This window comes from Nonlabens sp. (genome assembly GCF_039941875.1).
Classification (GTDB): domain Bacteria; phylum Bacteroidota; class Bacteroidia; order Flavobacteriales; family Flavobacteriaceae; genus Nonlabens.
On sequence record NZ_JBDVDQ010000003.1, the window covers coordinates 575,524 to 598,594 of the forward strand.

Annotated in this window: 21 protein-coding genes and 1 rRNA gene; 11 read left to right on the forward strand and 11 right to left on the reverse strand. The window is 35.5% G+C overall.

Features of this window, described 5'->3' with window-relative positions:
* Positions 1–65: 65 nt before the first annotated feature.
* A complete protein-coding gene (locus ABJF08_RS02975; RefSeq protein ID WP_348114553.1) occupies positions 66–1,253 on the reverse strand; it encodes a pyridoxal phosphate-dependent aminotransferase in 1,188 nt (395 codons plus the stop codon).
* 96 nt (positions 1,254–1,349) lie between these two features.
* Here ABJF08_RS02975 and rsmG point away from each other — a divergent pair, with 96 nt between their 5' ends.
* Entirely contained in the window at positions 1,350–1,994 is a 645-nt protein-coding gene (gene rsmG / locus ABJF08_RS02980; protein WP_348114554.1) for a 16S rRNA (guanine(527)-N(7))-methyltransferase RsmG, read from the forward strand.
* An 84-nt stretch (positions 1,995–2,078) separates the two neighbouring features.
* Here the strand turns inward: rsmG and pruA are convergent, their stop codons facing one another.
* From pruA to ABJF08_RS03000, 4 genes are all read right to left on the reverse strand, one after another.
* Positions 2,079–3,707 (reverse strand): L-glutamate gamma-semialdehyde dehydrogenase, encoded by a 1,629-nt coding sequence (gene pruA / locus ABJF08_RS02985; protein ID WP_348114555.1) that lies wholly within the window; start codon positions 3,705–3,707, stop codon positions 2,079–2,081.
* Positions 3,708–3,849: 142 nt separating this feature from the next.
* Positions 3,850–4,236: a Co2+/Mg2+ efflux protein ApaG gene (apaG, locus tag ABJF08_RS02990; protein WP_348114556.1), complete on the reverse strand. Its 387-nt coding sequence runs from the start codon at positions 4,234–4,236 to the stop codon at positions 3,850–3,852.
* Positions 4,237–4,239: 3 nt separating this feature from the next.
* The gene (locus ABJF08_RS02995; RefSeq protein ID WP_348114557.1) at positions 4,240–5,433 is read right to left on the reverse strand and encodes a DUF3667 domain-containing protein; all 1,194 of its coding nucleotides are present in this window, start codon (positions 5,431–5,433) and stop codon (positions 4,240–4,242) included.
* A 400-nt stretch (positions 5,434–5,833) separates the two neighbouring features.
* Positions 5,834–7,093, reverse strand: coding sequence for a DUF5103 domain-containing protein (locus ABJF08_RS03000; protein WP_348114558.1), 1,260 nt, complete (start codon positions 7,091–7,093; stop codon positions 5,834–5,836).
* A gap of 184 nt (positions 7,094–7,277) precedes the next feature.
* Between ABJF08_RS03000 and ABJF08_RS03005 the strand changes: the two genes are divergently transcribed.
* The 6 genes from ABJF08_RS03005 to nqrF are packed head-to-tail and all read left to right on the forward strand — an operon-like array spanning position 7,278 to position 13,221.
* Positions 7,278–8,621 (forward strand): Na(+)-translocating NADH-quinone reductase subunit A, encoded by a 1,344-nt coding sequence (locus tag ABJF08_RS03005; protein ID WP_348114559.1) that lies wholly within the window; start codon positions 7,278–7,280, stop codon positions 8,619–8,621.
* Positions 8,622–8,624: 3 nt separating this feature from the next.
* On the forward strand, positions 8,625–9,800 hold the full coding sequence (locus ABJF08_RS03010) for an NADH:ubiquinone reductase (Na(+)-transporting) subunit B (RefSeq protein WP_348114560.1): 1,176 nt from the start codon (positions 8,625–8,627) through the stop codon (positions 9,798–9,800).
* 2 nt (positions 9,801–9,802) lie between these two features.
* Positions 9,803–10,528 (forward strand): Na(+)-translocating NADH-quinone reductase subunit C, encoded by a 726-nt coding sequence (locus tag ABJF08_RS03015; protein WP_348114561.1) that lies wholly within the window; start codon positions 9,803–9,805, stop codon positions 10,526–10,528.
* 44 nt (positions 10,529–10,572) lie between these two features.
* On the forward strand, positions 10,573–11,274 hold the full coding sequence (locus tag ABJF08_RS03020) for an NADH:ubiquinone reductase (Na(+)-transporting) subunit D (RefSeq protein WP_104513781.1): 702 nt from the start codon (positions 10,573–10,575) through the stop codon (positions 11,272–11,274).
* Between the two features lie 18 nt (positions 11,275–11,292).
* On the forward strand, positions 11,293–11,907 hold the full coding sequence (gene nqrE / locus ABJF08_RS03025) for an NADH:ubiquinone reductase (Na(+)-transporting) subunit E (RefSeq protein ID WP_348114562.1): 615 nt from the start codon (positions 11,293–11,295) through the stop codon (positions 11,905–11,907).
* A gap of 27 nt (positions 11,908–11,934) precedes the next feature.
* Entirely contained in the window at positions 11,935–13,221 is a 1,287-nt protein-coding gene (gene nqrF, locus ABJF08_RS03030; protein ID WP_348114563.1) for an NADH:ubiquinone reductase (Na(+)-transporting) subunit F, read from the forward strand.
* A 140-nt stretch (positions 13,222–13,361) separates the two neighbouring features.
* Here nqrF and ABJF08_RS03035 read toward each other — a convergent pair whose 3' ends face one another.
* From ABJF08_RS03035 to ABJF08_RS03055, 5 genes are all read right to left on the reverse strand, one after another.
* Positions 13,362–13,766, reverse strand: coding sequence for a RidA family protein (locus ABJF08_RS03035; protein ID WP_348114564.1), 405 nt, complete (start codon positions 13,764–13,766; stop codon positions 13,362–13,364).
* 75 nt (positions 13,767–13,841) lie between these two features.
* Positions 13,842–15,236 (reverse strand): NAD(P)/FAD-dependent oxidoreductase, encoded by a 1,395-nt coding sequence (locus tag ABJF08_RS03040; RefSeq protein ID WP_348114565.1) that lies wholly within the window; start codon positions 15,234–15,236, stop codon positions 13,842–13,844.
* 19 nt (positions 15,237–15,255) lie between these two features.
* Complete coding sequence (locus tag ABJF08_RS03045) at positions 15,256–15,828, reverse strand: hypothetical protein (protein ID WP_348114566.1); 573 nt, start codon at positions 15,826–15,828, stop codon at positions 15,256–15,258.
* 39 nt (positions 15,829–15,867) lie between these two features.
* A complete protein-coding gene (gene kynU, locus ABJF08_RS03050; RefSeq protein WP_348114567.1) occupies positions 15,868–17,130 on the reverse strand; it encodes a kynureninase in 1,263 nt (420 codons plus the stop codon).
* Entirely contained in the window at positions 17,130–17,831 is a 702-nt protein-coding gene (locus tag ABJF08_RS03055) for a selenophosphate synthetase (RefSeq protein WP_348114568.1), read from the reverse strand. The genes kynU and ABJF08_RS03055 overlap by 1 nt, the downstream gene beginning before the upstream one ends.
* A gap of 106 nt (positions 17,832–17,937) precedes the next feature.
* Between ABJF08_RS03055 and ABJF08_RS03060 the strand changes: the two genes are divergently transcribed.
* Positions 17,938–19,230, forward strand: a complete 1,293-nt coding sequence (locus tag ABJF08_RS03060; RefSeq protein ID WP_348114569.1) for a multidrug effflux MFS transporter — start codon at positions 17,938–17,940, stop codon at positions 19,228–19,230.
* 137 nt (positions 19,231–19,367) lie between these two features.
* Here the strand turns inward: ABJF08_RS03060 and ABJF08_RS03065 are convergent, their stop codons facing one another.
* Positions 19,368–20,264: an anti-sigma factor gene (locus ABJF08_RS03065; RefSeq protein ID WP_348114570.1), complete on the reverse strand. Its 897-nt coding sequence runs from the start codon at positions 20,262–20,264 to the stop codon at positions 19,368–19,370.
* A 123-nt stretch (positions 20,265–20,387) separates the two neighbouring features.
* Between ABJF08_RS03065 and ABJF08_RS03070 the strand changes: the two genes are divergently transcribed.
* From ABJF08_RS03070 to ABJF08_RS03080, 3 genes are all read left to right on the forward strand, one after another.
* Complete coding sequence (locus ABJF08_RS03070; protein WP_348114571.1) at positions 20,388–21,083, forward strand: response regulator transcription factor; 696 nt, start codon at positions 20,388–20,390, stop codon at positions 21,081–21,083.
* A 2-nt stretch (positions 21,084–21,085) separates the two neighbouring features.
* The gene (locus ABJF08_RS03075; RefSeq protein WP_348114572.1) at positions 21,086–22,576 is read left to right on the forward strand and encodes a HAMP domain-containing sensor histidine kinase; all 1,491 of its coding nucleotides are present in this window, start codon (positions 21,086–21,088) and stop codon (positions 22,574–22,576) included.
* Between the two features lie 430 nt (positions 22,577–23,006).
* A 16S ribosomal RNA gene (locus tag ABJF08_RS03080) occupies positions 23,007–23,071 on the forward strand; the annotation flags it as partial.

A 23,071-nucleotide genomic window follows, 5' to 3' on the forward strand; every position in this document is an offset into this window, starting at 1 on the left:
CTGAAAACAAAAAAAGGAAAGCCTTAAAGAGCTTTCCTTTTTATAATACTATATGTTTTATGTACTTAAGAAAGCACCACTTTAATTCTTCTCATCGCCTCAACGATTTGTTCTTCACTTGCTGCATAAGAAATACGTATACAGTTAGGTGCGCCAAAGGCATCTCCAGAAACCGTAGCAACATTTGCTTCTTCAAGAATCAGAAGAGAAAAATCTGTAGCATTTTCTATTTTATGACCTTTTACCGTTTTACCAAACCACTCAGAAACATCTGGAAATATATAGAAAGCACCTTCTGGGCTGTCTGTTGTAAAACCTTTTATTTCTGATGCTAGTCCTAAGATTAAGTCACGACGCTTTGCAAAAGCATCGATCATGTATTGAATCTTAGAAATCGGTGCTTCTAATGCTGTAATCACAGCACGTTGTGCAATACAGTTAGTACCGCTAGTAACCTGTCCTTGCATCTTGTTACATGCTCTTGCTATCCATGTAGGTGCGCCTATATAACCTACTCTCCAGCCTGTCATGGCAAATGCTTTACTCACTCCATTAATAGTTACCGTACGGTCGTACATACTAGGTATAGCAGCGATACTCGCATGTTTACCTGTATAATTAATGTGCTCATATATTTCATCACTTACTACCACGATATCTGGATAGTCTGCAAGTACGTCTGCAAATGCTTGTAGCTCTTCTTCACTAAATAAACTACCACTAGGGTTGTTAGGAGAAGAGAATAACATCATCTTAGTCTTAGGCGTGATGGCAGCTCTTAGTTGCTCTGCAGTTATTTTAAAATTTTGTTCTACACCAGCTCTTACTTCTACAGGAACACCTTCTGCTAGTTCTACTATAGCGGCATAACTTACCCAGTAAGGCGCAGGAAGAATACACTCATCACCTTTATTAAGTAGAACCATGGCTACATTTGCAATAGATTGCTTTGCACCAGTAGATACTACTATCTGACTGCGGTCATAAGTAAGGTTGTTATCTCTTTTAAATTTATTGATAATAGCATCCTTTAATTCTGGATAACCATCTACAGGAGTGTAGCTATTATAGTTCTCGTTAATAGCATTTATTGCTGCTTCTTTAACAAAGTCTGGTGTGTTAAAATCAGGCTCACCTAGACTTAAGCCTATAATGTCTTTTCCTTGTTCTTTTAATTCACGAGCCTTTGCAGCCATAGCTAGCGTTGCACTTACAGGTAAATTATTGATGCGATCAGATAATTGAGATTTCATAACGATATAATTGAATTACAAAAATATCATAACACTTGAATTAACAATCGCATTGAACGAGAATTATTATTTTATTTTTGCACAAACTTATAAATAGTGCATCAAATTATAAAAGAACATTTTCCGCATATTACAGACCATCAATTAGAGCAGTTTTCTAGACTAGGTGATTTGTATGCAGAATGGAACGCGCAGATCAATGTTATCTCAAGAAAAGATATAGATCAATTATATACTCGACATGTTTTACACTCTCTAGGAATTGTGTCTGTAGTCCGCTTTCGCGAAAGCTTACCCAATAAAACAGGTGGTACGAGAGTACTGGACGTAGGGACCGGTGGTGGGTTTCCTGGAATACCACTCGCTATTATGTTTCCTAAAACTAGTTTTCATCTTATCGATGCGATAGGTAAGAAGATCAAAGTGGTAGATGCTGTAGTTGAAGCGTTGGGACTTACTAACGTTACTACAGAGCATGGAAGAGCAGAAAAGGTGAAGGGGCGTTTTGATTTTGTAGTCTCTAGAGCGGTGACTAACATGCCAGATTTTGTAAGTTGGGTGAGAAATAAAATCAGAAAAGAAAGTTGTCACAGCATTAAAAACGGAATTTTATACCTTAAAGGTGGTGATCTGACAGAAGAATTAAAAGATTTTCCAAAGGCACAAATCTATGAGCTAGAAGATGTTTTTGAAGATCCATTTTTTGAAACTAAAAAAGTGGTTCATTTACCATTAAAGTAATTGATACTCTTGTAATTAAGAATCAATAAAAAAGCCGTTATCAAATTAATGATAACGGCTTTTGTTATTTTATCGAGAGATAAATTACTCTCCTAAGAAAGGGTATCTGTAATCTACTGGAGTTACAAATGTTTCTTTAATCATACGTGGAGAAACCCATCTAAGTAAGTTCAATTTAGAACCTGCTTTATCGTTAGTTCCAGAAGCACGAGCACCACCAAAAGGTTGTTGTCCCACTACCGCTCCAGTACATTTATCATTAATATAGAAGTTACCAGCACAGTTTTCTAAAGCTGTAGTAGCCTGAGATACTGCATAGCGATCCTGACCTAAAATAGCACCAGTTAATGCATATTCACTAGTCTCATCAACTAACTTCAGCATTTCAGCATATTGATCATCTTCATACACATAAATAGTAATCACAGGACCGAATAATTCAGTCTCCATAGTCACATATTTAGGATCTGTAGTAACGATAACAGTTGGGTCTACAAACCATCCTTTAGATTTGTCATAATTACCACCTATTACTACCTCTGCATTTGAGTCGCTTTTTGCACCGTCTATATACTTAGCAAGTTTATCAAAAGAACCTTCGTGAATCACAGCAGTAATAAAGTTGCTCATGTCTTCTGGAGATCCCATTTTAAAGCTCTCTACATCTGTTCTGATTAACTGTTCTACCTCTGTCCACATACTTTTAGGTATGTAAGCACGAGAAGCAGCACTACATTTCTGACCTTGAAATTCAAAGGCACCTCTAACTATAGCAGTTGCAACCTGTGCAGGTACAGCGCTACTGTGAGCTACTATAAAGTCTTTACCACCAGTTTCTCCTACTATTTTAGGGTAGGTTTTATAAGTGTTAATGTTCTCACCTACTTTAGTCCATAGACTTTTAAATACAGCGGTAGAACCAGTAAAGTGAACACCAGAAAAATCTGGGTGTGTCATTACCTCGTCTGTCATCATTACAGGATCTGCATTTACCATGTTGATAACACCATCAGGTACACCAGCTTCTCTAAATACTTCGACAATTACTTGAGCACTTAACATCTGGTGGTCACTAGGTTTCCATACACAAACGTTACCCATTAAGGCAGCACTAGCAGGTAGGTTACCAGCAATAGCAGTAAAGTTAAATGGAGAGATACAGTATACAAAACCTTCTAGAGGTCTGTATTCTAGTCTATTCCATGCTCCAGAAGTAGATTCTGGTTGTTCAGCATAGATCTCTGTCATATACTGTACGTTAAATCTTAAGAAGTCTATAAGTTCACAAGCGGCATCTATTTCTGCTTGGAAAATAGTTTTAGACTGGTTGATCATAGTAGCCGCGTTGATACGTGCTCTATATGGACCAGCGATAAGCTCTGCAGCTTTTAAGAAAATACCAGCTCTTTGTTCCCATGGTAATTGTGACCATGATTTACGAGCCTCAATAGCAGTTTCTATAGCTTGTTGAACTTCTTTCTTGCTACCTCTGTGGTAGGTACCCACTACATTTTGGTGATCATGTGGTGGTCTTATAGCTGCGGTATCACCGGTTTTAACCTCTTTACCATTAATATATAGCGGTACTTCTGTGTTAGCATTCCACAATTCTTTGTAAGCTGCTAGCACTTGATCTCTTTCTACAGTTCCTGGAGCATAAGTCTTAATAGGCTCATTTACAGCAACTGGGACTTTGAAAAATCCTTTTCCCATGATATAATTTTGTTTATTAATTTGAGCGTGAAATTACGAAGAATCTATCGCATCAGGAAGTGGTAAGGTGGTAAAGTAGTCTTAATGTCGTGGAGATGGTGGTTGTGAGTTCCGCTTTCGCGAAAGCGAGATTAACAACTATCTAATTTAAAGCAAATGGAGCACTTAGTTTAAATGCTGGTATGATAACGCTGAATTGTTTACTGTTAGAAAAGTTAACCATATTATAGAAACCACTCATATTACCAAAAGGCGACGCAAGAAGGCAGCCACTTTGATAGGTATGTGAATCTCCTGGTCTAAGTACAGGTTTTTTACCAATAACGCCCTCGCCATCTACATGTTCTATGCGACTTAGGCTATCTTTAATTCTCCAGTGACGTGTGTGCAGTTGAACAGAGTCCTTACTTTGATTTTCTATAGTTATGATATAGGCAAAGGCAAAGTGCATCTTATAATTTTTATAAAATGTACCTTCAAAACTCGTCTGAACCGAGATCTTAATTCCTCTGGTAACCTGTTGTATCATAATTTAATAAAGCGCTATTCCTACCAAAAGTAGTAAACTTACTCCTGTAATGAGTCCGATTACAAATATAAAACTTACTAAAAGAAATTTTAGTATGGTTTTTATGCGTCGCTGGCGATAAAAATTACGCATGGATTTATAAAAATAAAATGGGCCTATAAACCAAAAAAAGAATTGACCGAGATTAACATATCCGAAGGTGATCCATTTTACTAAGAAAAGCAATATCATACTTAGAAAAACAAAGGTAAACACGTTAAAAGCAAATACCAGATGTTCCATGTAAGTGAAATCCCTACGTGCGTATAATAACCAAAGAAACAGAGTTAAAACTGGAGTAAATAGAAATAAGAATATAGGTAGTTTAGGTAATATTATATCAACTAAAATAGTAGGGTCTCTACTTATACTTTCCATTAATACCATTTTCTCATATAAGGACTGATTCCATTTGGTGTTATCATGCCCCATTTTTCTTAAGGCCGTTTCTGGGTCTGCTATTTTATGTTTCTCAGTATAAGACTCATAATAAGTAACTTGTTTAAAAAATCTCTCTGTAGAACTTAGACTGTCCAGTTGTTCTTGAGTAATAGGTGTAAGCTCGGTTTCTTTGTAATCTTTTGTAGCTTCAGAAACTATACTGTCGGTTTGTGCTTGTATGTTTTGTTGTTCTCTTATTTGCTCAGCAACCATTTTACCTACATAAGGTTGGTTCTCTATCTCTTTAAGTTGTTCTTCGGTTAAAGGTTCGTTATTATTAGTGTCATCTAATTTTACTGAGAATAAGCCATTACCTACATCTATATCTGTGTCTTGATTGTTTTCTTTTACATTTTCTACTATGTTATCTGTAAATAACTTAAAAAACTCTTGTGCCTGTATCATTAAGAAAAAGACTATACAGACACTTAAGAAAAAACGAAATGGATTTGCATAACTAAGTCGCTTACCGCCTATAAATTCCTTACTTACAAAACCAGGTTTGAAGAGTAGTTGTTTGATCGTGCGCCATATTCTACTGTCATAAGAAAACAAATTAGAAAAGAACTCGCCAAAGAAATCTTTTAATGCCAGTTGCTTAGTAGAATTAAGCTGTCCACATTGATGGCAGTACTTATCTTCTGCATCTAACGGAGTACCGCAATTAAGGCATTCTTCTCCTCTATATCTAATAAGTGATCTGGTAGTAGGTTTCATGTACGGTGGTTAGTCGCTGGTAAATATAGGTATTGTGTAGAAAATAGGATTGTTAGTTTCTTGCTTGTTATCAAATTATAACTGTGCTATATTTAGCAGGTGAGATGGTTGTTACATACAACCTAAATATTATCAATTATGGTTATAGATAAACGAAATCAACATGTAATCGCATATTTTTTGATTCTAGCAATAGGAACATCATTTTTTAAACTATCCTATTTGGAAGATAGTTTTTTAAATAGGATGATTTTTTATGGGGTGTTATTGATTTTAGGAATAGCAATGTTGATCTATCACCGCAAATCATTAAATAAAAATGTATTAATAGTTCAATTTTCATTTGTGATTTTAATGATAACCTTTATGTTAGTTATCTATTTTTAAAAGGTATTTTTTTTTAATTCGTAATGTTCTGCGAGTTAGCCTCGCCTATTCCTATTAATCGGTCATAGCGACCACCTAGTTCTCGGTAATAAGCAAGTACCGAATATTGATTTTCAGTTTGCCATTTATTACCACTTATAAATCCAGGATCTTGAGAACCATTATTGTACACTACCGTATATCGGTAATTGTAAAAACCCTGTTTGAGTAAAATAACAGCTTCATATTTTCCTGTTTTCGGATTGAAAACAGCTTCGTTCTCTGGTTGTAGTTGGTAGGCGTTATAGTTACCTAATATGTAAATCTTTGCATCTGGCGGCACCTCAATACCTTGTGCGTCTAGAGCAAAATGAATGTTCACATATTCTGCCTGTATATCATTATCTTCATTATCTAGTGTGGTCACTAAATAATTACCATTGATGTCAGGATTATAGGTGTACTCCATATCTCTGCGTGCGCCATCTATAAAAAGATAAGCGTTGTACAAGTCTTTCTTGCGTACAAAATCAATGTTTATATTAGGAGATCTAAAATCTTTATTCTCAAAATTAAGAAACTCATTTCCTGCCCAGAAAGAAGTCTCTTCGTCATACTTGTAAACTTGTTTGTTGCCTAGATTAAATTGTGGTTTTACATTAGTTATTGCGGTCTTTAAATCACTATTTTGTAGAATCACCGTTTTTAATTGCTGGTCGGGATTAATAAAATTAATCTCTTGTGAGTCGATAAAGAATTGCACTCTTTGCTGGTGTAAAACATAATTTAAATCTCGAGCACGTTTAATTTCTACACCTACCGAGGCCTTTTCATCTAGGACCATAAATTTTCTAGAAAAAATAAGTTCGTGTGCATCGTTATAGAAATGGATCATATAATTACCGCTTACTTTAAAACCTTTAGTAAACTGATTAGGTACCGTTAGATCATAATGAGAATAAGGTTGTATGGTAGTAAAAGAATTGCGATAGTTAAAAATGCGCATATCATCGATACCTTCTAGAAACTCATTTTTAAATAATTTACTAGGTTTCCAGTCATAATCATAATGCTCAAATTGATAATAATAATCTGCTTCGTCTCCTATAACATCGTCAAAACTGATCTGAAAGGTATCTCCTAATTTAAAAATAGGGAGCATGTTTTCCGGAGGTTTGTTAAAAGTTACAGACTTAATGTAGTCAGGGTCAGTAACTAGTTCTTTTTCACTTTGTGAGGTGCCTTGAAAAAAGGAGAGAAAAACTGTAATAAAAAGTAAAATATACGACTTCATAAATGATTTACACTAAGTGATAAATATAATATAATTGTTAGTTATAGTTACGCTTTCGCGAAAGCGATGCCAAAACAGGCTATTTTATTTATTTAGATTATTTCTAAATAGTTATATCTACCGGTTTTAAAGGCTTTATTGCGTAAATTTGCGAACTTTAAAAAAAGACTAAATATAACATCCTATGTCAAAGGACATTAGAGTAAGAAAAGGGCTTGATCTAAAGCTCAAAGGTGAGGCTGACAAGAAAATTGTCAATGCGCCGCAGTCTTCCATTTATGCAATAAAACCTGCCGATTTTCACGCTGTAGTACCTAAGTTAGTACTTAAGGAAGGAGCGTCTGTAAAGGCTGGGGAAACCGTATTTTATTCCAAGTATGATGAAAAAGTAAAGTTTGCTGCTCCTGTGAGTGGAACTATTACTGAAATTCTACGTGGTGCTAAAAGAAGGATTCTTGAGGTTAAAATTACTGCAAATGGAGCTAACGACGCTATAAATCGCGGTAAGGTGAATCCTGTTTCTGCTAGTGCAGACCAGGTGCGTAGCTTACTTCTAGAAAGCGGTTGCTGGCCATTTATTATACAACGACCATACAGTATCGTTGCAAATTCTGAAGATACACCTAAATCTATCTTTATATCTGCTTACACAACAGCGCCTCTTGCAGGTGATGCTGAGGTAATTCTAGCAGATAAAAAAGAAGCTTTTCAGGCTGGAGTTACCGCTCTTAGTAAACTTACTACAGGTGCAGTGCACTTGTGTGTAGGAAAAGGGTCAGATCTTAAGAATATTAAAGATGCTGAGGTACATACAGTGAAAGGACCACATCCTGCTGGAAACGTAGGTGTGCAAATTCATAAATTAGATCCTGTTAATATGGGAGATAGAGTATGGACTGTAGGTGCTGAAGATGTTGCTACTATAGGTAATTTGTTTTTAACTGGTGAGTTTAAGCCAGAAAGAACAATTGCTCTAGTAGGTACTGATGCAAAGGAGTCCGATCGTAAATATTACCGTACTGTAGTAGGTGCAAATGTAAATAGCATAGCAGGTACTGTAGATACAGATAATACTCGTATTATTTCTGGTGATGTTTTAACTGGAGATAAGCTGTCTAACGATCAGTTTCTTAACTTCTATAACAACACACTTACTCTTATTCCAGAAGGTAATGAGTATGCATTACTAGGTTGGTTGCCATTTACTCGTAATAAAGTGCCGTCTAATGCTGGTACATCTTTCTCTAGATTATTAGGAGGAAAACGTAAGGTAGATACTAACTTAAACGGTGAAGAAAGAGCTCTAGTAGTAACTGGTGAAATGGAAGAAGTTTTACCGATGGATATCTATCCTTTACAGCTTATCAAAGCGTGTATGAGTGGTGATATTGAAAAAATGGAAAATCTAGGGATCTATGAAGTAGCGCCAGAAGATTTTGCTCTTATTGATTTTACAAATACGTCTAAACTAGAAGCACAAGAAGTGATACGTTTAGGATTAGATTTAATGATAACAGAAGTAGGATAGACTATGAAATGGGTTAGAAACAAATTAGACCAAGCTAGAAAGCCATTTGAACCTGGACAAAAATTAGAAAAATTTGCTCCAGCGATCAACGCTTTTGATACTTTTTTATATACTCCTAATCACACGACTAAAAAAGGAGCGCATATACGCGATGTTGTAGATTTAAAGCGTACAATGATTACAGTTGTATTTGCTTTGGTACCAGCACTTCTTTTTGGAATGTGGAATACAGGTGCTCAGTACTTGTATCAAGATATGGGATTAGAAAATGTAACTGATGTTCCTTTTTGGGATGCTTTTATAGAAGGAGCACTTTTAGTAACTCCTCTTATTTTAGTGAGTTATATAGTAGGACTTACCATTGAATTTATTTTTGCGATCTATAGAGGTCATGAGGTTAATGAAGGTTACTTAGTAACTGGTATGTTAATTCCTATGATTTTCCCAGTAGATATTCCATTATGGATGCTTGCTATATCTGTAGCTTTTGCTGTATTGATAGGTAAAGAAGCTTTCGGTGGTACGGGAATGAACATCTTAAACCCTGCTCTTACGGCACGTGCATTTGCATTCTTTGCATATCCATTGTACATGTCTGGTAATGCGATATGGGTACATGAGGGTTCTACAGATGGTATTTCTGGAGAGACTATTTTAGGTACTCTTGCACAAGGTAAATCAGTTGCTTACAGCTTCTTTGATGCTGCTGCTGGGTTTATTCCAGGTTCAGTTTCAGAAACGTCTACTATAGCCGTTCTTATAGGTGCAGCGATTCTTATACTTACTAAAGTAGGTAGTTGGAGAATTATTCTTAGTGGTTTTGCTGGTGCAGCGATCATGGGATTAATTTTCAATGCTTTTGGATTAAATGCCTTAATGGAATTTAAATGGTACATGCACTTAGTAGTAGGTGGATTATCTTTTGGTATTGTCTTTATGGCTACCGATCCTGTAAGTGCGGCACAAACCTTAAAAGGTAAGTGGATATATGGATTCCTTTGTGGTTTCTTTGGTGTTATGATACGTGTATTTAACCCAGCATATCCAGAAGGTATCATGCTTGCTATTTTATTGATGAACGTATTTGCTCCAACTATTGATCATTATGTAGTACAAGCAAACGTGAATAAACGTAAAAAACGCCTTTCTAAAGCAAAGGCAAAACTTCAAACAGCTTAGAAATGGATAGAAATTCAAATGCTTATACATTCATATTTGCAGTGATTCTTGTAGCTGTTGTAGCCAGTGCTCTTGCATTTGCAGCAACACAATTACAACCAGCACAAGCAGAGAATGTAAAGAACGAAAAAATGCAAAACATTCTTGGTACCGTAGGTATCGAAGTGTCTAGAGATAGTGCAGCTGTACCTTTTGATAAATATATCGTAGAGCGTATTGCTCTAGATAGTAAAGGTCAGGAAAAAACAGAAGTTAATGCCTTTGAAGTAGATCTTAAGAAAGAACTTAAGAAAGACGTAGAAGAGCAGTCTTTTCCACTATATGTTGCAAACGTAGAAGGAGCAAAATACTATATCGTACCATTAAGAGGTAAAGGTCTTTGGGATGCTATATGGGGTTATATCGCTCTTAAGGATGATGTAAACACTATTAAAGGTGCTGTTTTTGATCACAAAGGAGAAACTCCTGGTTTAGGTGGTGAGATCACACAAGTATGGTTCAAGAAAAGATTTGATGATGAGAAAGTCTTTGATGAGTCTGGAAACTTTGTAGGTGTTTCTGTTGCTAAGGGTTACCAAGGTGGAGATAATAAAGATGATAATGCAGTAGATGCTATATCTGGTGCAACTATTACTGGTGATGGTGTTACTGACATGATCTCTGAACGTCTTGAGAGATACCTTCCTTACTTTAAAAATAAAACTAACGTAAAAGTAGCAGCTAACTAGTAGTTAGTTATGCTTTCGCGAAAGCGATATAAAAAACAACGGCAATGGCTGAAAATAAAGAATTAACTAAAAAAGAAGATCTTATTCTTTTCTTATCTGATACAGATGAGAGAGAAGGGCTTCTAGGTAAGAAAAATAGAAAGTTACTTTCTGATCCACTTACAGATAATAACCCAATTACAGTACAAGTATTAGGTATTTGTAGTGCACTTGCAATTACAGTTCAATTAGAACCGGCAATTGTAATGTCTCTTGCGGTTATGGCTGTAATGGCTTTTAGTAACATGATCATATCAATGCTACGTAATTTGATACCTTCTCGTATTCGTATTATCGTACAATTGGTAATTGTAGCGGCGTTAGTAATTCTTGTTGATCAAGTATTAAGAGCATATGCTTATGATGTGTCTAAACAACTGTCTGTATTTGTTGGTCTTATTATTACTAACTGTATTGTGATGGGTCGTCTAGAGGCATTTGCTTTAGGTAACGGTGTTTATAAATCATTCTTAGATGGAATAGGTAATGCAGCAGGTTATGCATTTATACTAATCCTAGTTGCTTTCTTTAGAGAGTTATTAGGAGCAGGTAAATTATTTGGTGCTCAAATCATTCCAGATTCATGGTATGAAGCTGGTTATTCTAATAATGGTTTAATGCTATTATCGCCTATGGCATTGATTACTGTAGGTATCATTATATGGGTACAGCGTAGTCGTAATAGATCTTTAATAGAACAAAATTAATTTAAGAAATAGAACAAAATGGATTTAATCAATCTTTTCGTAAGAAGTGTTTTTATAGAGAACATGATATTTGCCTATTTCTTGGGTATGTGTTCTTACTTAGCCGTTTCAAAGTCGGTTAAGACTGCAGTAGGTTTAGGAGCTGCTGTTGTATTTGTATTGGGTATTACGGTACCTATTAACTGGTTACTTGATACTTATTTATTAAAGCCTGGTGCTTTAGAATGGTTAGGTACAGAGTATGCTAGTGTTGATCTATCGTTCTTAAGTTTTATCATGTTTATCGCCGTAATTGCGAGTATGGTACAACTAGTAGAGATGGTAGTAGAGCGTTTTGCACCTTCATTATATAGTGCGCTGGGTATTTTCCTTCCTTTAATTGCTGTAAACTGTGCCATTTTAGGTGGTTCTTTATTTATGCAACAAAAAGATTTTTCAGGAATATCTGAATCACTTACTTACGGTGTAGGTAGTGGTGTAGGTTTTTTCCTTGCGATATTAGCCATTGCTGCTATACGTGAGAAAATATCTTACTCTAACGTGCCAGCACCTTTAAGAGGTCTGGGTATTACGTTTATTATAACTGGACTTATGGCTATAGGCTTCATGAGTTTTATGGGAATAGAAATTTAAAAAGGAAACATAGATATGGATTCTAATATGATAACGATTTTAGCGAGTGTAGTGATTTTCCTTACACTTATCTTATTACTGGTTTCTCTTTTACTAGGAGCAAAGTCTAAGCTGTTGCCTTCTGGACCAGTTACTATTAATGTAAATGGAGAGAAAGATATTACTACAGGTTCTGGTGGGACACTACTAGGTACTTTAGGTGATAATAAATTATTCTTACCATCTGCTTGTGGTGGTGGTGGTACATGTGTACAATGTAAATGTATCGTATCTGACGGTGGTGGATCTATTCTACCTACTGAGGTGCCTCACTTTACAAGAAAAGAAATTGCCGAAGGATGGAGATTAGGATGTCAGGTTAAAGTAAAGCAAGACATGAAAATCGAGATTCCAGAAGAAGTTTTTGGTATCAAGAAATGGGAAGCAGAGGTTGTACGTAATTATAACGTAGCATCTTTTATTAAGGAGTTTGTAGTGCTTCTTCCAGAAGATATGCATTACGAGGCTGGTGGTTATATCCAAATTGAAATTCCTAAGTGTGAAGTACGCTTTGAAGACATGGATATTACTGCTCACCCAGAAGAACATGAAACTCCAGATAAATTTCAAGCAGAATGGGATAAGTTCAACTTATGGCCACTTGTTATGAAAAATAGTGAAACGGTAGAAAGAGCTTACTCCATGGCTTCTTTCCCTGCAGAAGGTCGTGAGATTATGCTTAACGTACGTATTGCTACGCCGCCATGGGATAGAGCAAAGAACGGCTGGATGGATGTAAATCCTGGTGTAGCTAGTTCTTATATCTTTAACCAAAAGAAAGGAGATAAAGTAGTAGTTTCTGGTCCTTATGGAGAATTTTTTATCAACCACTCAGAGGCAGAAATGCTTTACGTAGGCGGTGGAGCAGGAATGGCACCTATGCGTTCTCACTTATATGAGCTTTTTAAAACATTGAAAACGAATCGTAAGGTGACTTACTGGTATGGTGGACGTTCTAAAAGAGAATTGTTTTACATCGAACACTTCCGTTCACTAGAACGTGAATTCCCTAACTTCAAATTTTACCTAGCTCTTTCTGAGCCTGCTGAAGAAGATAACTGGAAAGTGAAAGATGATATTCACTCAGAAGGAGATGGATTTGTAGGATTCATTCACCAAGTAGTAATAGACCAATATCTTACTAAGCATGATGCTCCAGAAGATCTAGAAGTTTATTTCTGTGGACCACCATTGATGAATAACGCGGTAGGTAAAATGGCCGAAGACTTTGGAGTAGATCCTGAGAATATTCGTTTTGATGATTTCGGAGGATAGTAACTATTCACCTAACTATATTAAAAAGCCTGATCTTATTAAGATCAGGCTTTTTTGTGTTTATTAATGAATTTACGTGGTTTTAATCTTTGGTATTGTCATCACTATAAATACTTAATAGAACGAGCTTAAAACTCTATTTAAAGTGGTTTATAAGCCATTGCCTTAATCTCTATTAATAAATGTGGATGTGGTAGTTGGTGTACTGCTACGGTTGTTCTAGTAGGTCCATCATAATCGAAGAAAGTACCATAAGTCTCATTATAACCACCGAAGTCATTCATATTAACTAAAAATGTAGTCACATCTACCACATCTTTGATTGAAGCACCTTCTGTTTTAAGAATAGCATCTATATTTTCTAATACAGCTGCCGTTTGTGCCTTGATATCAAGATTAGTTGTTCCCATTTCATCTACCTCTACACCTGCAAATGTGTTGTCTTTACGACGACTACTAGTTCCTGATACGAAAAGAAAATCACCTACGCGTTTAATGTGTGGATATTTGCCTCTAGGTTTTGCCTTGTCTTTTAATACTGCCATGTTGTTTATTTTTCTTTATCACTTCTCAAAGGTTTTAATAACTTTTGGAGTCTTTCTTAGTTTCAGATTTTACTGTTATCCACGCAACCAAAGAACCTCTTCCGTCTTAGTCTTAATTTTACCCAACAAGGAATCCAATTCTTCATCAACGGTTATGTCTCCATTTTCTAGTAACCATAAAATAGCCTTGTCTTGTGCTCGTCCTTTAAGCATGGCATCTTCATATCCTATTCCTTTTTCAGGGAAAGTTACTAGTGAGTATTTAGATTGGTATTCCGCTTTCGCGAAAGCGGATTCTAACCTCATTTCTATCTGACGTTTTAATTGGAAATTAGGGTTTGCAACGCTATCTCTCATCTCTACAAAGTTGTCTAGAGCAAGATCTGCAATAGCATCGGCATCTGGTTTTCTAGTTTTAGAAAATGCCTTGAATGCGCCAGCCCATGTTTCATTTGCATCGATCATTTCATCAAAGACAACTACATCTTCAAAACTTGCATTCATTCCCTGTCCATAGAAAGGTACGATAGCATGCGCAGCATCTCCTAGAATAAGACTTGTACCATTTGCTGTCCATGGAGAACAACGCACAGTACCTAATGGTGGCGATGGATTTGCTTTGTATTGCTCTACAAGATCTGGAATGTGCTCCATCACATCTTTAAAATATGTGTTGAAAAAGTCTTTTATCTCTTGATCTGTATTTATGTTATTAAACGCTGGTCCATCTCCATCATATTGCATGAATAGAGTTAGTGTAAAACTACCATCGAGATTAGGTAAGGCGATTAACATAAAACCACCACGTGGCCAGATGTGAAGAAAGTTCTTTTCTATACGCCATTTTCCATCTGCTGTAGGTGGTATGCTCAATTCTTTATAACCATGAGGCAACCAATTCATACTATGAGAAAACAAAAAATCTCTTTGTTTCATCATCGCTTTACGCACTACAGAACCTGCACCATCCGTTCCTAAAAGGATATCAGCCTTCCACTGTTTTTCTTCATCGGTTTCAGAGTCGTGATAAGTAACTGATGCGTTTTTTAAATCTACGGCGGTGACTTTATCATCAAAGTCTATCTGTACATCTTCATATTTATCAGCCTCATCGAGTAGTAGCTTGTTCAGCTCTTCTCGAGAGATGGAATTGATATATTCTCCATCACGACCACTGTAATTAGAAGCAAAAGTATTTCCTTCTACATCATGAATTAATCTACCATTCATAGGTATGCATAACTCGCGTACTTTTTCTTCTAACCCTACCAATTTTAATGCGGCTAGACCACGATCAGAAAGTGCGAGATTAATAGAACGACCACCATCCACTACTGCCTTGCGCATATCGGGACGTTTTTCAAGAATATCTACATGATAACCCTTTTGAGCCAGTCGCAATCCTAAAAGAGAACCGCAAAGTCCAGCGCCAGTGATTAATATTTTGGTTTTTTTATTGTTGGTTTTCATTTAAGTACAAAGTGTTTTGTTAAAAAGCTCCATATGATATTTCTAACCATGGACTCCATCGATTATTAAATTTCATATAAAAATGAAATATAGGATAACCTTCAATCAAACCTCCATAAAGTTCTGTGGCTTGAAATACTGCTATTGTGTTATTTTCAATATAAACTGGTTTTGTGACCAATAAGACGATATCTTTTTTGTGTTCAGATAAATTTAAAAGGCTGTTCGCTTTATGATTTATTAATTTACAATTTGAAGGTAAATGGTTTTTTGTCCAAGAATATTCAATATTTCTTTTCAAACTTTCATAAATAGAATCTCTTATCTTAGCTCTAAATTCAAAACTTTTAGGTAAGTTTTTATTTCTTAAATTATATAATGAATCTCTAGAATCCTGTTTTAGAGTATTTAATTCAGAATTTAAAAGTCCTTTATGAACTGAATTAAATAAAACAAGTGATTGGCCTTTAAAAGAATTTAAAAAAGCTAATAATACATCTTTATCTCCATTTTTAAATAGCGAATCATTTTGCGCATTTATCTGAAGACTTGTTAAAAGAAGAAATAGAGAAATATAGTTTTTGTAATGCATTAAGATGTTTAGTAAATAATGTTTTTAAAAATAGTTTTTTTACATCTCACTCTTCAATACATCTACAAATCTCCAGCAATCTTCAAAGTTGTTATATAAAGGTACTGGTGCGATGCGTATTACATCTGGCTCACGCCAGTCGGCAATGACTCCTTTTTCTGTTATGGCATCAAAAAGGGATTTGTCTGCATTTTTTACAGCAAGCGATAGTTGACAGCCGCGATCTTTTGGGTCACTAGGTGTAATAATAGAAATGCGATCACCATCCAGTTCTTGTAATAAGAATTCTAGGTAGTTAGTCATTTTGATAGATTTTTTTCTTAGGTTTTCAAAACCAGCTTGTGCAAAAAGATCTAGACTTGCTCTTATGGCTACCATGCTTAATATAGGTGGATTTGATAATTGCCATCCTTCGGCACCTCGCATAGGTTCAAAATCGTCACGCATTTTAAAACGTGTGTCTTTATTATGTCCCCACCATCCTGTAAAACGTGGTAAGTCGGCATTATTTGCATGGCGCTCATGTACAAAACAACCGCCTAAACTACCTGGGCCAGCATTCATATATTTATAAGTACACCATACGGCAAAGTCTGCTCCAGAATCGTGCAATTGTAAATCTACATTTCCTGCACCGTGCGCACAATCATATCCTACCATGATTCCGTAAGAATGACATAAGTCTGCTATTTTTTTAAGTTCAAAAAGTTGTCCTGTATAATAATTTACCGCACCTATCATAACCAGTGCAATCTCATCCCCTTGATTTTTAAGAATACTCTCTAGATCTTCATAAGATGGAGTATGATGGCCAGGTCTAGGTTGCCATGTGATTAAATCGGTTTCAGGATCGCCACCATGAAATTTAATTTGTGATGCAACGGCATATCTATCGCTAGGAAAAGCGTCTCCTTCTATTAGTATCTTCTTGCGTTCATCTTTAGGCTGGTAAAAACTTACCATCATTAAATGCAAGTTAGTAGTCAGTGTATTCATTATGACTACTTCATGAGGCTTGGCACCTACTATTTGAGCAGTAGTTTCTGTTAAGAATTCATGATACGGCATCCAGGGATGTTTTGCATGAAAATGACCTTCTACTCCTAGATTTGCCCAGTCTTCTAGTTCTTTATTTAAAAAGTCTTTAGTCTGTCGTGGTTGCAAGCCTAGAGAATTACCACATAAATAGATAGAGTCTGTACCATCTTTATGTTTTGGAATATGGAAGCTTTCGCGAAAGCGAGATAATGAATCTTCTTGATCTAATTGTAATGCAAACTTATGGTCAGTCTTGTAAGTCATTATTTCTTTTTAATAATTTCTATATCGGTAAAGTTAATACGAGTAAAACCGTCTGGTGTGAGATGGTCCGTTGCGATAGTTATTCCTTCTACAGTTTTAAACGTCTCAAATGTGGTAGCCATGGTTATTGCACTGTCATTTTTAGTGCGGTATGCCCATTCTTTAAATTTATGATTTTTATCATAATAGATATCATATGCATCACCTGGTGTGTAACCGCCTTCATTATTATATAGAATGGTAATCATGTTTAATGTATCCTTAGAGATAGGAGCTATTTGAGATTTTTTTTCTGTGATACTTGTTCCTTCATCCCATACTAATTTGAATTCTGGAATTAACCAGTAGACATCATTTATAAAACCACGATCAGCACTCGCCTGTATGCTGTCTAATTTTGATTTACGGTTATAATTTATAGTATCACCTAGTGCGATAAGTTGCACGTTATTGGTATTAGGATTCCATTTCCATTTTCTAGTTAAAACGGTGCGTCCATCTTTACCTACATTAAAAGAGAATTTTATTTCTTCTACGTCATCCCAGTTCGATAATCCAGCATTTGCAGCTAGATGTTGAGCAGTGGTAAGTTCTGTGATTTCTTTTTCTGCCTCATTTTCTGAAGAGTTTTGAGATGTAGAATCGTTTTTACAGCTACTTATTAAAGCAATTATAGATAATAGTAAAAAAGCTTTTTTCATTTTGAAATTTTATTTGGTTTAAAAGTACGAATTATCGGTCGTTATGAAATGGTAAAGCTTTGTGAATAATCCATCCTAAGAAAACGCTAAAACGTAATTTTGTAAAATGAAAGTGAAGCTGGTAGAAAAGAATAAAATGAGCAAGGGACGAAGAGCTAGTGTGATACTTGTTCTTGGGACACTGATAGCAGTAGGACCTTTTTCTATAGATGCATACTTACCTGCTTTTAAGCAAATCGCAGGAGATTTTAATGTAGATACTAGTGCTATAGGTATCACACTAACTACTTATTTTATAGGAATAGGGTTAGGGCAGCTGGCCTACGGTCCTTTAATGGATAGGTATGGTAGGAGGAAACCTTTAATCTTTGGACTAGTCCTTTATATAGTAACTAGTATTTTAAGTGCTTATGCATGGGATGTAACTTCTCTTGCGATGTTGAGATTTTTTACATCTTTAGGAGCTTGTGCTGGTATGGTGGCTAGTAAAGCGATAGTTAGAGATCTATTTGACGAAGAAAAAGTAGCAGACGTTCTCTCTACGCTCATGTTAATTATGGGAATTGCACCTATCATTGCGCCTACCGTAGGTGGTTTTGTGATCCAGTATTATCACTGGGAAATGATATTTTATGGATTAGCCGGTTTTGCAACATTAATGTTGTTCAACGTCATATTTATTTTGCCAGAAAGTGCTAAGCCTAATCGAGCAACTAGTTTACATCCTGTACCTGTTTTACGAGAGTATGTGGGGATTTATAAAAACAGAGACTTTTTTGTTTTCTCAACTACGCGTGGTTTTGTTGTAGGTTTATTATTAGGGTATGTAGCTGCGGCTCCCTTCATTTTTATGGAATACTTTGGGATGAGTCAGGAAAGCTTCGGCTATATTTTTGGGAGTAATGCAGCAGGATTAATAGGAGGTAGTCAGTTAAACCGTTTGTTTTTAAAACGTTTTACTACATTTCAAATTACCTATGTGGTAAGTATATTACTTGTGTTAGTTACAGGTTTTGGGTTTATTTATGTGTGGAATTTTACACCAATGTTTTGGTTCGTTTATCCGACTTTGTTCTTTATGATGATGTTGATCGGTTTTCAAAACCCTAATGCCACAGCTCTTGCTCTTAACCCATTTACACAACGTGCAGGTAGTGCAAGTGCATTTGTAGGTGCGGTTAGTATGATTTTTGGTTCTATAGCGAGTTGGTATGTATCTCGATTTGTTACTGTTTCTTTATTTCCTTTATTTGCTATGTTAGCTACTAGTGCATCGATGGCACATATTGCGGTAGAATATTTTAGGATAAATTATGCTCATGGTTACGCTTTCGCGAAAGCGTATTTAAAACATCCCTACAAGTTTAAAAAGAGAGAAGAACATATGTTAGACAGCTAAGATAGATTAGTCCTGATTTAATTTCTAGCATAAAGACTTTTAGTAATAAACGTGAAAACGTCAAAATTTTATAAAAGAAAACGCCCTATGAACTTGAACATAGAGCGCTTTCAAACTAACTAACCAACCAAAAAAGTTTATCTCGTTACTGTTCCTGTAGGAAAAGTGTTAGATGTATTATCAAATGTTTGCGCATTAGGCGCTGTGTCTGCTGTTGCTATTTTCGCCAGAGGTTTTAAAGTAAATGGTGCTGCAGAATTATCTGGTACCGGTTCTACTGTTATAACTACATTACGACCTACTACACTAAAAGGTAATGACTCGCCACTAGGTAAATTATTGAAAAAATCTTCACCAGGTACTGGAGGTCCTGCGTTATTTTCAGTTCCTGAGAATCCGTTTCCTGAATCTACCGCAGAGAAGTCTGTAAAGGTACCAGTAGATAATGGTCCTGCATCTCCTATAACCCATCCTTCATATACCCATCCTGCTGGTAGAGTAGGTAAAGTAGCGTCTGCAGTAGGTGGCATTCCAGGAAGACCTAGCCATACACCATTTGTGTCATTACCATTATTTGCAGTACCTGCAGGCTCATCTGTAGGTGTTCTTAAGAAAAAAGAACCAGTTGCTGTAGAGAAATCTCCAGGTGCTGGACCGAAGTTAGTCGATATGCTAGCGTCATTATTATTAAATTCTCCTGCTAGATATTTAGAGTCTGCTGGTGCAGGATCGTTATCTGGACTAGGTTCTATGGTTAAGATAAATGCTGTTGCAGCATCTAGTGTTTCTGTAGCTACTGGAAAAGTAGTTTGACTTAAAGTTCCAGATCCATCTACCGTAAATACACCTGTTGTTACTGGTACGTCATTTACTAGTACCCATCCTTCATATGCAAATCCAGTACCTAAATCTTCAAGTCCATTGATGTTTAATGTAAGATCTTTGTTTAAATTAGTTGTACCTGCATCATCGTCGTTCGAGCAACCGGTTAGCGATAAAACAGCAAGTGCTGCTATTGATAAGTAAGTTTTCATGTATATTGTTTTAATTTTACAGTACAAACTAACTTTTATCTTATCTCATTTATATAACGATAGATTCAACTTTTGAAAATAATTCGTGAATGTTTTGTGATATGCTTTAACTTGTTTTGAATTATGGAAAATCGCATACTTATTGTTGAAGATGATTTAGAAATCGTCGGACTACTAGAAATACATATGAAGGATCTTAATGCTACAGTAGATAGTGTTAATGATGGACGTGCAGCTCTTGAAAAAGCTCTTACAATAGACTACGATTTAATTTTGTTAGATCTTTCTATACCTATTATTAATGGTGTAGAAGTGTGTAGAGAGCTAAGAAAGACTAAGGATACACCGGTTATAATGGTGACTGCAAAAAGTGAAGAGATAGACAAAGTATTGGGTCTAGAAATAGGTGCAGATGATTATATAACAAAGCCTTTTTCAATAAGAGAATTAAAGGCTCGTGCAAAAGCAGTAATGAGAAGAAGTGAAAAGTCTGCGGCAAATTCTTCTGGACAGTCAGAAATGGATTTCGGTGATTTAAAGATTAATGTAGAAATGAGACGTGTAACTCTAGATGGTCATAAAGTAGAGCTGTCTCCAAAGGAATTTGAGCTTTTGGTTCTTTTAGCAGGTCACCCTGGTAGAAGTTATAGCAGATCTGAATTATTAGATGTTATATGGGGTTATAATTTTTCAGGATATGAGCATACCGTAAATTCTCATGTAAATAGATTAAGAGCCAAAATAGAGCCAGATATGTCTCATCCTATTTATATTTTGACTACTTGGGGTATAGGTTATCGTTTTAATGAAGAGATATAATAATGAATAAGCAATCTACTTTAACGCCCAAATTAGTATTCAAACTATGGTTTGCACTTAGTGTTTTAATAGTTGGTATGGCGATTTGCTATATCCTGATTACTAATTATTATTCTAATCAACATCACTTAGCGACTCAACAAGAGATTAATTCTCCATTAGCTCAACACCTGATAAATGAGAAATTCACCGAAGATACTCCACCATTTTTAGAAGATGGAAGTGTGAATAAAGCCGTTTTTGGTGATTTGATGCATGATATGATGGCTATTAATCGCAGTATAGAGGTTTATATGCTGGGTGAAGACGGTGAGGTTCTTTATTCGGTCGTTTTAGAACATGACCCTGGAGAGTCGTCTCGTTATGTAGATACTAAACCTATTAAAGACCTACTAGCTAGTGGAGGTAAAGGTTTTTGTTTAGGAGATGATCCTAGAGATCCTGCAGAGAGAAAGATTTTTTCTGTAGCTCATTTTGAGAATAAAATGAGAAATGGTTACATATATATTATACTGTCAGGAGAGGCTTATCAAACGGCAAGTGCAAACATCTTTAGTAAATACATAAAGAGTTTCGGTTTAGGAGCTATAGGACTTACTACTATTTTTACTTTATTAATAGGACTTGGAGTTATATGGTTCTTAACTAAAAATTTAAGAAAGATTACTCTTGTAGCGAGAAGATTTAAAGATGGTGATTTAGAAGCTCGTATTGAAGATCCAGAAAATACTGATATATCCGTATTTGCTCATACTTTTAATGAGATGGCAGATACGATTAATGAGAATCTAGAAGAAATAAAGAATGTAGATGAATTAAGAAGGCAACTTATTGCAAACGTTTCTCATGATCTAAGAACTCCGCTGGCAATTTTGAAAGGTTATGCAGAGACGTTGCAAGAAAAAAGCGAAATACTAGGTAAAGAAGAAACGCAACGATATCTAGGTGTGATTAGTTCTAATAGTGATAAGTTGACAAATTTAGTAGAGCAATTATTTGAATACAGTAAATTAGAAGCTAAACAGATTGAGCCTTTAATGGAGCAGTTTTCAATTACAGACCTTTGTTTAGATCTTGTATTGAAGTATCAGTTAGTCGCAAAGGAAAAGAATATAGAGTTGTCTTTAGATGTAGATCAGAATAAGAATATTATGGTCTATGCAGATATTAGTCTTATAGAGAGAGCGTTACAAAACCTTTTAGATAATGCATTTAAATTTACACCAGAGAATGGAGTTATTAAATTAAAACTGGACGATAGTAGTGGAAGTTGTAAGATAGCTGTAAATGATTCAGGTATAGGAATAGCTCCAGAGCTTCAGAGCTCAGTTTTTGATAGATTTAAACAAACTAGTGAAGGGTTCAGTAAAGATGGTGCTGGTTTAGGATTAGCTATCGTTAAAAAAATAATTGAGTTGCATAATTCAACAATTGAGGTGTACAGTAAGCATCACAAAGGAAGTGAATTTACTTTTGTACTACCTAAAATCTAATTTTCAAATGAGATTTAAGTCCAATAATTTAATCATTATTAATTGATTTAAATTTTATAGTAAATAAATTAAAATTTAGGTATCTGTAGTTTAGGTAGTTGAGTTTTAATTTCATTTTTATTTCGATTTTTTTAATAAAAAGTTAGGAAGTTAGAGAAAAGAGGTTGTATATTTGCAGCCGCTTAGGAAAACAGCTAAATGTTTAACAAGGCAAATGTTCTTCAGATAGGTTAAAAGATCAGTTAGTAAATCGTGAAGATTTGCGATAAGATTTTAGCTATAGTATTTGAAGGAGTTCATTGAGATATTGACAGCACAAAATAAGATTTATTGTTTTAATAACAATAGGTTTGAAAAAAATAAAATAGACACAAAGCTAATTGAGTGGTTTCGATAAAGTCATTAAATTAAATGATCTTTAAAAGATTCGACGATGAAGAGTTTGATCCTGGCTCAGGATGAACGCTAGCGGCAGGCCTAACACATGCAAGTCGA

Coding starts and splice junctions, on each gene's coding strand:
- ABJF08_RS02975 (WP_348114553.1), bottom strand. CDS start 1,253: ATGAAATCTCAATTATCTGATCGCATCAATAATTTACCTGTAAGTGCA.
- pruA (WP_348114555.1), bottom strand. CDS start 3,707: ATGGGAAAAGGATTTTTCAAAGTCCCAGTTGCTGTAAATGAGCCTATT.
- apaG (WP_348114556.1), bottom strand. CDS start 4,236: ATGATACAACAGGTTACCAGAGGAATTAAGATCTCGGTTCAGACGAGT.
- ABJF08_RS02995 (WP_348114557.1), bottom strand. CDS start 5,433: ATGAAACCTACTACCAGATCACTTATTAGATATAGAGGAGAAGAATGC.
- ABJF08_RS03000 (WP_348114558.1), bottom strand. CDS start 7,093: ATGAAGTCGTATATTTTACTTTTTATTACAGTTTTTCTCTCCTTTTTT.
- ABJF08_RS03005 (WP_348114559.1), top strand. CDS start 7,278: ATGTCAAAGGACATTAGAGTAAGAAAAGGGCTTGATCTAAAGCTCAAA.
- ABJF08_RS03010 (WP_348114560.1), top strand. CDS start 8,625: ATGAAATGGGTTAGAAACAAATTAGACCAAGCTAGAAAGCCATTTGAA.
- ABJF08_RS03015 (WP_348114561.1), top strand. CDS start 9,803: ATGGATAGAAATTCAAATGCTTATACATTCATATTTGCAGTGATTCTT.
- ABJF08_RS03020 (WP_104513781.1), top strand. CDS start 10,573: ATGGCTGAAAATAAAGAATTAACTAAAAAAGAAGATCTTATTCTTTTC.
- nqrE (WP_348114562.1), top strand. CDS start 11,293: ATGGATTTAATCAATCTTTTCGTAAGAAGTGTTTTTATAGAGAACATG.
- nqrF (WP_348114563.1), top strand. CDS start 11,935: ATGATAACGATTTTAGCGAGTGTAGTGATTTTCCTTACACTTATCTTA.
- ABJF08_RS03035 (WP_348114564.1), bottom strand. CDS start 13,766: ATGGCAGTATTAAAAGACAAGGCAAAACCTAGAGGCAAATATCCACAC.
- ABJF08_RS03040 (WP_348114565.1), bottom strand. CDS start 15,236: ATGAAAACCAACAATAAAAAAACCAAAATATTAATCACTGGCGCTGGA.
- ABJF08_RS03045 (WP_348114566.1), bottom strand. CDS start 15,828: ATGCATTACAAAAACTATATTTCTCTATTTCTTCTTTTAACAAGTCTT.
- kynU (WP_348114567.1), bottom strand. CDS start 17,130: ATGACTTACAAGACTGACCATAAGTTTGCATTACAATTAGATCAAGAA.
- ABJF08_RS03055 (WP_348114568.1), bottom strand. CDS start 17,831: ATGAAAAAAGCTTTTTTACTATTATCTATAATTGCTTTAATAAGTAGC.
- ABJF08_RS03060 (WP_348114569.1), top strand. CDS start 17,938: ATGAAAGTGAAGCTGGTAGAAAAGAATAAAATGAGCAAGGGACGAAGA.
- ABJF08_RS03065 (WP_348114570.1), bottom strand. CDS start 20,264: ATGAAAACTTACTTATCAATAGCAGCACTTGCTGTTTTATCGCTAACC.
- ABJF08_RS03070 (WP_348114571.1), top strand. CDS start 20,388: ATGGAAAATCGCATACTTATTGTTGAAGATGATTTAGAAATCGTCGGA.
- ABJF08_RS03075 (WP_348114572.1), top strand. CDS start 21,086: ATGAATAAGCAATCTACTTTAACGCCCAAATTAGTATTCAAACTATGG.